Annotated in this window: 9 protein-coding genes; 4 read left to right on the forward strand and 5 right to left on the reverse strand. The window is 68.3% G+C overall.

Going from position 1 to position 12,526, the window contains the following annotated elements; genetic code table 11:
* Positions 1-107 precede the first annotated feature (107 nt).
* Complete coding sequence (locus tag AZOLI_RS12655) at positions 108-410, forward strand: 4a-hydroxytetrahydrobiopterin dehydratase (protein ID WP_014249056.1); 303 nt, start codon at positions 108-110, stop codon at positions 408-410.
* 67 nt (positions 411-477) lie between these two features.
* Here the strand turns inward: AZOLI_RS12655 and AZOLI_RS12660 are convergent, their stop codons facing one another.
* Together AZOLI_RS12660 and AZOLI_RS12665 are read right to left on the reverse strand one after the other, a co-directional pair.
* Positions 478-2,454 carry a HAMP domain-containing methyl-accepting chemotaxis protein gene (locus AZOLI_RS12660; protein ID WP_244442482.1) on the reverse strand — a complete coding sequence of 659 codons (1,977 nt, stop codon included), beginning with the start codon at positions 2,452-2,454 and terminating at the stop codon, positions 478-480.
* A gap of 238 nt (positions 2,455-2,692) precedes the next feature.
* On the reverse strand, positions 2,693-4,405 hold the full coding sequence (locus AZOLI_RS12665; RefSeq protein WP_244442483.1) for an extracellular solute-binding protein: 1,713 nt from the start codon (positions 4,403-4,405) through the stop codon (positions 2,693-2,695).
* 300 nt (positions 4,406-4,705) lie between these two features.
* On the opposite strand from AZOLI_RS12665, the gene ppa reads away from it, so the two are divergent.
* Entirely contained in the window at positions 4,706-5,263 is a 558-nt protein-coding gene (gene ppa / locus AZOLI_RS12670) for an inorganic diphosphatase (protein ID WP_014249059.1), read from the forward strand.
* Between the two features lie 23 nt (positions 5,264-5,286).
* On the opposite strand, the gene AZOLI_RS12675 is transcribed toward ppa, so the two are convergent.
* Positions 5,287-6,339 carry an NAD-dependent epimerase/dehydratase family protein gene (locus AZOLI_RS12675; RefSeq protein WP_162488070.1) on the reverse strand — a complete coding sequence of 351 codons (1,053 nt, stop codon included), beginning with the start codon at positions 6,337-6,339 and terminating at the stop codon, positions 5,287-5,289.
* A 43-nt stretch (positions 6,340-6,382) separates the two neighbouring features.
* Between AZOLI_RS12675 and AZOLI_RS12680 the strand changes: the two genes are divergently transcribed.
* Complete coding sequence (locus AZOLI_RS12680) at positions 6,383-7,333, forward strand: LysR family transcriptional regulator (protein WP_244442484.1); 951 nt, start codon at positions 6,383-6,385, stop codon at positions 7,331-7,333.
* Between the two features lie 2 nt (positions 7,334-7,335).
* Here the strand turns inward: AZOLI_RS12680 and AZOLI_RS12685 are convergent, their stop codons facing one another.
* Entirely contained in the window at positions 7,336-8,286 is a 951-nt protein-coding gene (locus AZOLI_RS12685; RefSeq protein WP_014249062.1) for an L-lactate dehydrogenase, read from the reverse strand.
* Between the two features lie 267 nt (positions 8,287-8,553).
* On the opposite strand from AZOLI_RS12685, the gene AZOLI_RS12690 reads away from it, so the two are divergent.
* Positions 8,554-11,250: a bifunctional acetate--CoA ligase family protein/GNAT family N-acetyltransferase gene (locus AZOLI_RS12690; RefSeq protein ID WP_014249063.1), complete on the forward strand. Its 2,697-nt coding sequence runs from the start codon at positions 8,554-8,556 to the stop codon at positions 11,248-11,250.
* 61 nt (positions 11,251-11,311) lie between these two features.
* Here the strand turns inward: AZOLI_RS12690 and AZOLI_RS31130 are convergent.
* A protein-coding gene (locus AZOLI_RS31130) for an IS630-like element ISAli3 family transposase (protein ID WP_076611116.1) occupies positions 11,312-12,378 on the reverse strand; the annotation gives its coding sequence in 2 pieces (ribosomal slippage) (positions 11,312-11,892 and positions 11,892-12,378; 1,068 coding nt in all).
* Positions 12,379-12,526 lie beyond the last annotated feature (148 nt).

The raw sequence follows: 12,526 nt of genomic DNA on the forward strand, positions 1-12,526 counted from the left end.
TGGGGACCTGAAGGTTTCCGTATCATGCCGCAGAAGGTAGCGGACCGCCGCCCGTTCGCCAAGAAGCTGCGGGCGGCAAAAGAGGGACGGAAGAAAGGGAGGTCATCATGTCCGATCGTTTGGTCGGCGCGCATCGCCAGACGGCACTGAAGGAACTGCACGGCTGGTCGGAGGTGCTGGAACGCGACGCCATCCGCAAGACCTACCATTTCGCCGATTTTCCGGCCGCCTGGGGGTTCATGAATCAGGTCGCCCTGCTGGCCGAGAAGACCGGCCATCACCCCGAATGGTTCAACGACCTCGGCCGGGTGGAGGTGATCCTCTACACCCGCAGCGCCGACGCCGTGACCCCGGCCGACATCGAGTTCGCCCACCGCCTGGACCAGATGGCCCCGCTGCACGACCGGTAGGGCCGGAATGAAAGGCCCTTCTCCCGCCTTGGGAGAAGGGCCGCCTTGAGAGAAAGGCCGACGACGGTCAGGCGGCGCGGATGCCGGCCAGGAAGGTCTCCACCTCGCGGCGCAGGTCATCAGCCTGACGCGACAGACCGGTGGACGCGTCGAGCACCTGCGACGCCGCCCGGCCGGTCTGGGCGGCGGCCTCGTGCACCTGCGCGATGTTGCCGCTGACCTCGCCGGTGCCCTGGGCCGCCTGCTGGACGTTGCGCGAGATCTCCGACGTGGTGGCGCTCTGCTCCTCGATGGCGGCGGCGATGGTGGCGGCGATCTCGTTCATCGTGCCGATGGTGCCTCCGATCCCCTCGATGGCGTTCACCGTGCTGCGCGTGGCGCTCTGCACACTGTTGATCTGGGCAGAGATGTCCTCCGTCGCCTTGGCGGTCTGGTTGGCCAGCTGCTTCACCTCGCTCGCCACGACGGCGAAACCCTTGCCGGCCTCCCCCGCCCGCGCCGCCTCGATGGTGGCGTTCAGCGCCAGAAGGTTGGTCTGGCTGGCGATGTCCTGGATCAGCTTGACCACCTCGCCGATGCGCGCGACCTCCTCGGCCAGATTGCGGACGGAACCGGTGGTGTCCTGCGCCTCGCGCACCGCCTGGGCGGCGACGCCGTTGGAGCGGGAGACCTGTTCGCTGATCTCGCGGATCGAGGCGGTCATCTCCTCCGTCGCCGAGGCCACGGTCTGCACGTTCACCGACGTCTGCTCCGCTGCAGAGGTGGAGGCGGAGGCCTGACGGCTGGTCTCCTCCGCCAGCGCCGCCATGGATTCGGCGGTCCTGCTCAACTGAGTGGAAGCACCGGATACGCTGGTCAGGATGGCCGACACCGCCCGGTCGAAGCCCTGGACCATCCGTTCGACGGCGGCGGTGCGCTTCTCGCGGGCGGCGCGCTGGGCCTCCTGTTCGGATTCCAAGCGCACGCGTTCGATGGCGCTTTCCTTCAGCACCTGGATCGCCCGCGCCATCGCGCCGATCTCGTCCGGCAGTTTGGAATAGGCGATGTCGACGCCGAGATCGCCGTCGGCCAGCCGCACGACGGTGGAGGTGAGGGAACCCAGACGCCGCGTGACCTGGGCCGACAGCACGATCAGCACGATGCCGAAGGTGATGCAGACCGCGGCCAGAACCACCGCGGCGAGGATCAGTTGAGTCCAGGCCTGACTTACGCTCTCCCGGTTCGTCTCATGCGCCACAGCCAGGGCGGCGTTGCGCATCGTCAGGATGTTGTTCAGCATCGGCGTCACCCAGGGACGCCATTCGGAAAGCGGCAGGGGCGGCGGCGCACCCTTACGCGCGGCGTCGATCACGCTTTGGAAACGCTGCTCGCCTTCCGTCATCATCGTGGTGCGCACATGCTCCAGCGCCCTGGTCAATTCGGGTGGATTGCCGAGATTGAGCACCGCCTGCTGCGTCATCTGCCACAGCCCGGCGATCCTGCCGGTCATCTCGGTCGCCGCCTGCAGCCGCTCCGGCCCGAAGGGCATGCCGGCGACGAACAGCCCGACGGAGGCGGAGCGGGTACCGCCGACGTCGCGCATGTCCTGGGCCAGACGCGCCAGATTGACATGTCCGAACAGGTCTGGACCGTTGACGATGGTGGAGCGGTAGGTCTCGTCGATGGCCTTGCCGACATTCTGGTTGGCCACGGCGATGGCATCGACCGTGGCCGCTGCGATGGTCGCCGGCCGGGCCGGTTTGGCCTGCTCCGCCGCCTGACGGGCGGCCGTCCGCGCCGCCTTCAGCTGGCTGGACGCGGTGACGATGGGGGCGGCGGACAGGCCGGCGGCTTCGATTTGCTCGCGGGCTTTGGCCAGAGCCGCATCGCTGGCGGCGATCGCCGCCTCCAGCGGTTGGGCCGCGGCGGTATCCAACGCCTTCTCGCTGTCGAAGGCAACCGCCCAGCGCCCTCGTTCACTGGCCAGCAGGGGGCCGACCTGCAGCGTCGCCTCGAATGCCGAGAGCGAGCTTTCCGTCCGGTGGCGCTGCCGGAGATCGCCCACGGCATTCCATGCAAGGACGACGGCCATGCAGATCGGAAAGGCGGCGATGAGAACATTTGCGCACAATATTTTCGTGCGGATATTCATCCTGTGTCCCCTGCGCGACGCGACGAATGCAAACAGGGGCAACAATAGCAACGATCGATTACCGGACGTCAGTCAGGGACCATCCCGATCACCCGCCCGCCGGAGATTGCCTCCGGGGCCATCACTGGGTGCCCGCCCGGTCGGCAAGGGGTTAGGGCGCCACCCACCAGCTTTCCAGCATCGGCCCGTACAGCGGTGTATTTACCGGACGGTGCAGGGTCGACCGGCGGGCAATCCGGTCCACCGGGCTATGGAACAGCGGGACCATGTAATGCCCCCACAGCAGCACCCGGTCCAGCGCCCGCACGCGACCGATCAACTCCGCCCGTGTGGTGGCCACGGCGATGGAGCGGGCGAGTGCGTCGACCACCGGGTCACGGATGCCGGCCAGATTGCGGCTGCCCTCCTGACCGGCCGCCTCGGAGCCGTAGTAATAAAGCTGCTCGTTTCCGGGAGACAGGCTGGACGCCCACCAGCGCATGGTCATATCGAATTCGAGTCGGTCCAGGCGGCCCTGGAACTGGGCGCTGTCCACCGTCCGGACGCGCGCGTCGATGCCCAGCGGCTCCAGCGATCGGGTGAATTCCAGCGCCACCCGCTCCTCCGACGGATCGGACAGGAGGATTTCGAAGGCAAAACGATTTCCGGCCGCATCGGTCAGCCGGCCGTCACGCACCCGCCAGCCGGCCTGCTCCAGCAGCCGCAACGCCTCGCGCCGGTTGGCGCGCAGGCCCGCCGGGCCGCTGCCGGTCCCGCCATCCGGCAGGGTGAAGGGGCGGATGAACAGCTCCGGCGGCAACCGGTCGCGGAAAGGCTCCAGCGCCCGCAACTCCTCCCCCTCCGGCAGGCCGCGGGCGGCAAGGTCGGAGTTGGGGTAATAGCTGGCGGTGCGGGTCAGCAGTCCATGGAACAGGCTGCGCCCGATCCAGTCGAAATCGGTCGCCATGCCCAGCGCCCGGCGCACCCGCAGATCGGCGAAGATTGGACGGCGTGTGTTGAAGATCAGTCCGCGCGCCGGCTCCGGCCGCCGGTTCGGCAATTCCTCCCGCACAATGCGCCCGTCGCGCCGGGCAGGGCCGTCATAGCCGGTGGCCCATTTGGCCGGATCGCTCTCGTAGCGGACATCGCCCTGCCCGGCCTTGAACGCCTCCAGCGCCACGGAATCGTCACGGTAATAGTCGAATTCTAGCCGGTCGGCGTTGAACTGCCCGAGGCGGGTCGGCAGGTCGCGGCCCCAATAGTCGCGCACCCGCTCATAGACGATGCGCCGTCCAGGATCGACGGTGGCGATGCGGTAGGGACCGCTGCCCATGATCGGCTCCAGCGTCGTGCGGTTGAAGTCGCGGCCTTCCCAGAAAGCTTTCGAATGGATCGGCATCAACCCCATCAGCAGCGGCATCTCGCGGTCGATGGTCCCATCCGCGTTGGAAGCGAAGGCGAAGCGGACTGTCTGCGGATCGGGCGCCTCGGCCGCCGCGACCTTGGCATAGAACAGGCGGCGGTTGGGTGTGCCGTGCCTCCGCTGCATCTCCAGGGAGAACAGCACGTCGGCGGCGGTCACAGGCGTCCCGTCATGCCAGCGCGCATTGGCGTTGATGCGGAAGGTGACGGCGGAGCGGTCGCCGGCCACCTCCACCCGGTCGGCCAGCAGGCCGTAGAGCGAGAAGGGCTCGTCCCACGACCGCGTCAGCAGGGTTTCGAACACATGGCCCAGCCCCAGCGCCGGCACGCCCTTGACGATGTGCGGGTGGAGGCTGTCGAAACTGCCGGTCACCGCCTGCCGGATGGTCCCGCCCTTCCGCGCCGCCGGGTCGACATAGGGAAAGGCGGTGAAATCCGGCGGCAATGCCAGGTCGCCATGCATGGCTATGCCATGCGTTACACCGGCGTTCATGGCGATGCCGTGCGTCGGTGCGCCGTGTTCGGGGACCTCCGCGCATGCCGGACGGAGCGCCGGCAGAGCCAGAAGGATGAGGAGAAGGAGGATCGGGCGGGCCATGCCCGGCAGGGTTGCCCCTTTGCCGCACCTGCGCAAGAGCCCACGCAAGTTCCTTGGCCTTGATCGGCGTTCCGCCTAAACTCCGGCCCCGCGTGGCGCCGGACCGGGCATCGGCGCCGAAACAAGAACGTGCCCTGAATACGCCAGTCGAAGGAACGCGATACCATGGATCTGAGCAAGCTCGCCGCGGGTAAGAATGCCCCCTGGGACGTGAACGTCGTCATCGAGATTCCGATCGGCGGCCAGCCGGTGAAGTACGAAGTCGACAAGGAATCGGGCGCGGTGTTCGTCGACCGTTTCCTGCACACCGCGATGTTCTATCCCTGCAACTACGGCTTCATCCCGCACACCCTGTCGGGTGACGGCGATCCGGTGGACGTCTGCGTCGTCGGCCAGCACGGCGTCGTCCCGGGTGCGGTCCTGCGCTCGCGTCCCATCGGCGTCCTGTACATGGAGGACGAGGCCGGCGAGGACGAGAAACTGCTGGCCGTTCCGGTCGACAAGCTGCACCCCTTCTACACCGACGTGAAGAACTACACCGACCTGCCGTCCATCGTGATCGAGCAGATCGCCCACTTCTTCGAGCACTACAAGGATCTCGAGAAGAACAAGTGGGTGAAGGTCCGCGGCTGGGGCAACGCCGAAGAGGCCGCCAAGAAGATCGAGGAAGGCCTGGCCCGCGCCCAGGAAGCCAACAAGGGCATCCCGGGTCCGGTGGTCTGAGGTAGCGTTCGAACCGCGTTGCCTCAGCCCAGGCGGCTTGAGGCAACGCGGTCGGATATGCATTTCCCCGCCTCCGGCGATCCCGCCAGCTGCGCGGGGAGATGCCCCAATCCGGCAAGCGTCCGACGCACCGCAAGGTCCAGCGGTGTGTGCGGTTCCTCGCCCAGGAAGGCCAGCAGGCGGCGGTTATCGAGCCGCACCGGTTCCTGCCACAGATAGCGCATCTCGCTGAGTTCGCGGAAGAGCGGCACCGCCAGACCCGCCAGCCGCAGCATCCACCAGGGCATCCGCCACACCGGCAGGTCTGGCTCGTCCAGTGCGCGGGCGATGGCCGCGACCATCCGGCCGCCATCGGCATCCCAGTGTCCATCCATGTGGAACATCGCGTCGTCGCCCAACTCCGCCTCGCGGTCGAGCAGGCGCATCGCGGTTTCCGCCACGTCGGGCAGATAGGCCCATTGATGGCCGATCCCCGGCCGGCCCGGCTGGTTGATCCGGGTCGGCGGCTTGCCGGGCGTCAGCAATCCTTGGCTGAACCAGCTGTTGCCCGCCTGCGGACCGAAGAAGTCGCCGCAACGCAGAATCAGCAATCTCGCCCCCTGCCCCACCGCGCGATGCAGGCGGCGCTCCATCTCCACCCGGATGGCACCCTTGCGGGTGAGCGGGTTCTGCGCCGCCGTCTCCGGGATCAGCGGGAAGACGTCGGGGCCGTAGTTGTAGACGGTGCCGGGCAGCAGGATGCGGGCACGGTTGACGCAGGCCGCGGCGATGCTGTTGTCCAGCATGGGTAGAACCAACCGGTCCCAATGCCGGTAGCCCGGCGGATTCACCGCGTGGACAATCAGCGCTACGCCCTCGGCCGCCGCCGCCACGTCGGCGGCATACATCGCGTCGCCGAACATCCACTGAATTCCGTCCTGCCGCCACTCTTCCGCCGGCTTGCGGCGCAGGCCGCGCACCGTCCAGCCGCGCGCCGCCAGCGCCCGCGCCATCTCGCCGCCGAACCCGCCGGTCGCACCCAGAACCAGGGCGGTCCTTGCCGTACCGGTCGCCTGCCGTTCCATCGCTGCCTCCATCGCTTTTCGCTTCGTGATGGCGGAAGGATGGGCCGGGGAGCGGTTGAACGGAATTGTCGAACTGCGGCGGGTTGCTATACTGAAACCGATGAATCCACCACCACCCAGCTGGGACCTCTACCGCAGTTTCCTTGCAGTGATCCGTCAAGGGTCGCTGTCTGCGGCGGCGCGCGCCCTGGGGTTGACGCAACCCACCCTCGCCCGCCATGTCGCGGCGCTGGAGGAGGCGGTCGGCGGCTCGCTGTTCGTGCGCTCTCCACGCGGGCTCGATCCGACCGACGCGGCCCTGGCCTTGCGTCCGCAGGCAGAGGCATTGGACGCGGCGGCGGCCAGCCTGTGGCGCACGGCGTCAGGATGGGGAGCGGAGGTGCGCGGCACGGTGCGGGTCACCGCCAGCGAGGTGGTGGGCGCCCGCATCCTGCCGGCGATCCTGGCCGGCCTTCGGAGCCGCCACCCGACGCTGGAGGTCGAGCTGGTGCTGTCCAACGGCATCGACAATCTGCTGCAACGCGATGCCGATGTCGCCGTGCGCATGGTGGAGCCGGACCAGCAAGCGCTTCTGGTGCGGCGGGTCGGCAGCATCGCTCTGGGTCTGCACGCCCACCGCCGCTACCTGGAGCGCCACGGCACCCCACACAGCCTGGAGGAACTCGACGGCCACAGCCTGATCGGCTTCGACCGGGAGACACCGGACATCCGCGCCATGATACAGCGTGTGCCGGGCCTCACCCTGCCCCGCTTCGCTCTGCGCACCGACAGCCATCTGGCCCAGCTGGCGGCCATCGAGGCCGGGTTCGGCATCGGCATCTGCCAAGTCCCACTGGCGCGGCGGAACCCCGATCTGGTCCGGCTGCTGGCCGGCCGCTTCGAGTTGCCGATGGGGGTGTGGATCGCGATGCACGAGGATCTGCGCTCCACCCCCCGCTGCCGTGCCGTCTTCGACGGGTTGGCGGCGGGCTTGGTGGATCATCTGTCAGCGAATCACGTGACGTAGCATCAACTGGTCCAGCCCATCCGGCGCTCCACCCCGTCGGCGGCCTCCTTCAGGATTTCGGCGCTGCGGCGCAGGGCCGCCGCCTCCTCCGCCGACAGGTTGGGCAGCACGGTGTCGAGCACACCGCCGGCGCCGATGACGCGCGGCAGCGACAGCACCACCTGCGGCACCCCGCAGACATCGTCGGTCAGCATGGCGCAGGTCGCCACCATCCGTTCGTCGGCACCGATGGCCGATACCAGCCGGGCCAGCCCGCCGGCGATGCCAAAGGCGGTGTGGCCCTTGCCGTTGATGATACGATAGGCGGCGCGGCGCACCCCCTCGTCGATGGTGGCGCGGTCCTCCGCCGTCAGGCTGCGGCGGAGCTGGTCGGCCGCCTGCTCCACCGGCAGGCCGGCGACGGTGGCGCTCGACCACAGCAGAACCTCCGAGTCGCCATGCTCGCCGACGACATGGGCATGGACGGAACGCGGGGTCACCGCCAGCTGCTCGGCCAACAGGGCGCGAAAGCGCGCGGTGTCCAGCACCGTGCCCGACCCGATGACCCGGGTGCGGGAGAGGCCGCTGATCCGCGTGGCGATCTGCGTCATCACATCCACCGGGTTGCTGGCGACCAGCAGGACGGCGTCGGGGGCGGCCTTCAGCACCTCCGGAATGATGGCGCCGAACACCTTTGCATTGCGCTCCAGCAGTTCCAGCCGGGTTTCCCCCGGCTTCTGGGCGACGCCGGCCGACAGCACGACCACCCCCGCTCCCTCCAGCGCGGCATAGGAGCCGGCACGGACGGTGACCGCATGGGTGAAGGGCACGGCATGGGCGATGTCCTGCGCCTGCGCCTGGGCCAGCGCCTCGTTCATGTCGACCAGCACGACCTCGCTCGCGGCGCCGGTGGTCACCATGGCGAAGGCCGCGGTGCTGCCGACGAACCCCGCCCCGACGATTCCGACCTTCATGAACAGGCTCCTTTGCGCAAGTTGGCGTCCGGTGGGCCGACAGCTTGGCGACGCTCGGCATCCCGCCGCAAGTGCGCATCCTGTCAGCTGGGCGGTTTTGCATAGGCGCGACGAAACGCCCCTTGCCCAATGGTCATACCAGCCCGTAATGTTGCGGCGCAGCAAATGGCAGGGATGAAAGTCCGGGCCCGCGCTGTTCGTCATCAAAACCGTCGGCGACCCATGGCAGACTGGGGCCGGCGCCCTATCCCAGCACCGGATCCGGTCATGACCGTTCGCAACCTCGACAAGCTGTTCAAGCCCGCCTCCATCGCCCTGATCGGCGCCAGCCGCAAGCCGGGCACGGTGGGGGCCGTGGTGGCCCGCAACCTGTTCCAGGCCGGGTTCGACGGACCGGTGATGCCGGTCAACGCGACCGAGCGCGCGGTGGAAGGGGTGCTGACCTACAAGACGGTGGACAGCCTGCCGATCACGCCGGACCTCGGCGTCATCTGCACGGCCCCCGACACGGTGGCGGCGACCATCGACGCGCTGGGCAAGCGCGGGACCAAGGCCGCCATCGTCATGACCAACGGCATGTCCGCCGACCAGACCCAGGCGATGCTGGACGCGGCGAAGCCCTATCTGATGCGGGTGCTGGGTCCCAACAGCCTGGGCGCCATGGTGCCGGGCCGCGGCATGAACGCCAGCTTCGCGCCGGTGGCGCCCCGCAAGGGCGACGTGGCGCTGGTGGCGCAAAGCTCGATGGTGCTGACCTCCATCGCCGATTGGGCGACGTCGCGCGGCATCGGCTTCTCGCATCTGGTGTCGCTGGGCGACCGCGGCGACGTCGATTTCGGCGACCTGCTGGACTATCTGGCCTCCGACGTCACGGTGCGCGCCATCCTGCTCTATATCGAGAGCATCACCCACGCCCGCAAATTCATGTCGGCCGCCCGCTCCGCCTCGCGCCAGAAGCCGGTGATCGTCATCAAGGCCGGCCGCTCCGACGAGGCGCAGGAGGCCGCGGCCTCGCACACCGGCGCTTTGGCCGTATCGGACGCCGTCTATGACGCGGTGTTCCGCCGCGCCGGCGTGCTGCGGGTGAACGATCTGGCCGAGTTGTTCGATGCCGCCGGCACGCTGGGCACCGGGGTGCCGATCACCGGCGACCGGCTGGCGATCCTCACCAACGGCGGCGGCATGGGCGTCATGGCCACCGACAAGCTGATCCAGGCCGGCGGCCAACTTGCCGCGATGGCACCGGAGACGCAGGAGGCGCTGGCCAAGGCTCTGGGTCCGCAGCCGGGTGGCGCCCCCTTCCGCAATCCGCTGCGCATCGGGGCCGACGCCACGCCCAAGCGCTATGCCGAGGCGTTGAACGCGCTGATGCAGGACACCAGCAACGACGCGGTTCTGGTCCTGCACTGCCCGTCCGCCCTGACCGACAGCGAGGCCATCGCCCAGGCGGTGGCGGAGACGGTGCAGGCCAACAAGGCCCGCCGCCATCCGGTGCTGACCAGCTGGATCGGCGACCAGTCGGCGGTGGAGGCGCGCAAGCTGTTCGCCGACGCCCGCATCCCGACCTACAACGGCCCGTCCGACGCGGTGCGCGCCTTCATGCATCTGGTGCGCTACCGCCGCAGCCAACAGCTTCTGATGGAGACCCCGCCGTCGGTGGCGGAGGATTTCCAGCCCGACGAGATCACCGTGAAGAAGGTGGTCTCCCGCGCCATGGCCGAGAAGCGCGAGTGGCTGAGCGAATATGAGGCAAAGCGCGTGCTTGCCGCCTACGGCATTCCGGTGGTCGACACCCGCGTCGCCGAAACGCCGGAGGAGGCGGCGACCGCCGCCCGTGTCATCGGCGGCCCGATCGCGCTGAAGATCCTGTCGCACGACATCACCCACAAGTCCGACGTCGGCGGCGTGGCTCTCGGCCTGACCAGCCCGGAGGACGTGAAGGCGGAAGCCGAAGCCATGCTGGCCCGCGTCGCCGAACTGGCGCCCGAGGCGAAGATCGAGGGCTTCACCGTGCAGGAGATGGCCGTCAGCCCTGACGCCTACGAACTGATCGTCGGCATGACCGAGAACGAGATGTTCGGCCCGGTCCTGCTGTTCGGCGAGGGCGGTATCGGCGTGGAAGTGGTGGAGGATTACGCGCTGGCCCTGCCGCCGCTGAACATGAAGCTGGCGGCCGAGCAGATGAGCCGCACCCGCATCCACCGGCAGCTGCAGGGCTTCCGCTCCCGCGCCGCGGTCGATCTGGATGCGGTGGCGCTCACGCTCAACAAGGTCAGCCAGCTGGTGGTCGATTTCCCCGAGATCGCCGAGATGGACATCAACCCGCTGCTGGCCGACGCCAACGGCGTGATGGCGCTGGACGCCCGCATCAAGGTCGGCGTGCCGGCCCTGGCGGGTGCGGCACGGCTGGCGATCCGGCCCTATCCCAAGGCGCTGGAGGACCGCATCACGATCAAGGACGGCCGCCAGTTCCTGGTCCGCCCGATCCTGCCGGAGGATGAGCCGCTGGTGCATCATCTGGTGGAGAACCAGACGGCGGAGGATCTGCGCCTGCGCTTCTTCGCCCCGTTGAAGCGGCTGTCGCACCAGGCGGCGGCGCGCCTGACCCAGATCGACTACGACCGCGAGATGGGGCTGATCGCCGTCGGTCCGGACCCGCAGACCGGCGACACCATCATGTACGGCGTGGTGCGCATCACCGCCGATCCCGACAACCGCCGCGCCGAATATGCGGTGATGGTACGGTCCGACATGAAGGGCCAGGGGCTGGGCTATATCCTGATGAACAAGATCCTCGATTACGCCCGCTCGCGCGGCATCCGGGAAGTCTATGGCGAGGTTCTGCGCGAGAACACCAACATGCTGAACATGTGCCGCGCCCTGGGTTTCGTCCGCAAGGAGAACCTGGACGAGCCCGGCGTGGTGGAAGTGCGCATCGAACTGGGCGGCGGGCTGGCGGGGTAGGGCTGAAGCGGAGACGCCAGCCCGGAATCGTTACATCGCGATTTGGGTAATACCAGCGGCTTTAGACATTGACCGCTGCCCACGAGCGTGAGGCGATTGAGCGAATGATTTCGGGTGCCTGGGCGAGAGCGTTCCACGCCTCGCAGCAGGCCTCGACGATGGCGGCATAGGAATCGAAGACGCGATGGCTGAGGTGGTTCTGTCGCAGGAACTGCCAGATGTTTTCGACCGGATTGAGTTCCGGGCAATAGGGCGGGAGATGCAGAAGGCTGATGTTTTCGGGCACGACCAGCTTGTCGCCCGGCTGGTGCCAGCCTGCGCCGTCGAGGATGAGCACCGCATGGTGGCCGTCGCTCACTTGGCCGCTGATCTCGGCCATGTGCAGGGTCATTGCCGCGGCGTTGGCCTTGGGCAGGACCAAGGCCGCGGCGGCGCCACGGCTCGGGCAGACGGCGCCGAACAGGTAGGCCCAGCTATGGCGCTGGTCGCGGGGCGCGCGTGGCCGGCTGCCCTTGGCGGCCCACACCCGGGTCAGGGTCCCTTGCTGGCCGACCCGGGCTTCGTCCTGCCACCAGAGCTCCAGCGGCTTGCCGCGGGCGGTGTCGGGGAGGGCGCCGGCAACCAGAGCGGCAAAGTTTTTTTGTGAGCCTCGAGCGCCTCGCCATCCTGCTGAGGATGCTGGGGGCGCACCGACAGGCGACGGAACCCCAGACGGCGCAACAGCCCGCCAACGCTGCGCTCGGCCAGCACCACGCCGAACCGGCGCTCGATCTTGCGGGCCAGATCGCACCGCCGCCACCGAACCACGCCATCCTCGGCGAGGTCCGGACCGGAGCGGACCCAGGACGCCACCTCCGCTTCCTGCTCCGCCGACAGCTTCGGCTTGGCTCCCGGTGCCTTACGATCCCGCAGCCCCGCCACGCCTTGGGCGTTGTAGCGGTGAACCCAATCCCGCAACGTTTGCCGATCCATCCCGCAAGACCGCGCGGCGTCCTCGCGAGATCGCCCCTCCAAAACCAGAGCTAGGGCGAGAAGGCGCCGCGCTACATCCGGATCGCCAAAACGCACCGCCCGCTGGCGCAACTCCGCTGAACTCAGCTCCAGCCGCGTGATCGCAATCGCCGCCATACCCGCCTCCTTCCGAGAGCTGGCAGCGAATCACAGGGCGGACCAAAAGGGAATCCACCGTGACGAGTCACACTTCAAAGCCGCTGGTATAAGTTGGCACGGCTGGAATTCCCGATCCCGAAGGTCCGTGATCGGGAATTCCAGCCAT

It is taken from the genome of Azospirillum lipoferum 4B (assembly GCF_000283655.1).
Lineage (GTDB): Bacteria > Pseudomonadota > Alphaproteobacteria > Azospirillales > Azospirillaceae > Azospirillum > Azospirillum lipoferum_C.

Coding starts and splice junctions, on each gene's coding strand:
- AZOLI_RS12690 (WP_014249063.1), top strand. CDS start 8,554: ATGACCGTTCGCAACCTCGACAAGCTGTTCAAGCCCGCCTCCATCGCC.
- AZOLI_RS12685 (WP_014249062.1), bottom strand. CDS start 8,286: ATGAAGGTCGGAATCGTCGGGGCGGGGTTCGTCGGCAGCACCGCGGCC.
- AZOLI_RS12675 (WP_162488070.1), bottom strand. CDS start 6,339: ATGGAGGCAGCGATGGAACGGCAGGCGACCGGTACGGCAAGGACCGCC.
- AZOLI_RS12665 (WP_244442483.1), bottom strand. CDS start 4,405: ATGCATGGCGACCTGGCATTGCCGCCGGATTTCACCGCCTTTCCCTAT.
- ppa (WP_014249059.1), top strand. CDS start 4,706: ATGGATCTGAGCAAGCTCGCCGCGGGTAAGAATGCCCCCTGGGACGTG.
- AZOLI_RS12655 (WP_014249056.1), top strand. CDS start 108: ATGTCCGATCGTTTGGTCGGCGCGCATCGCCAGACGGCACTGAAGGAA.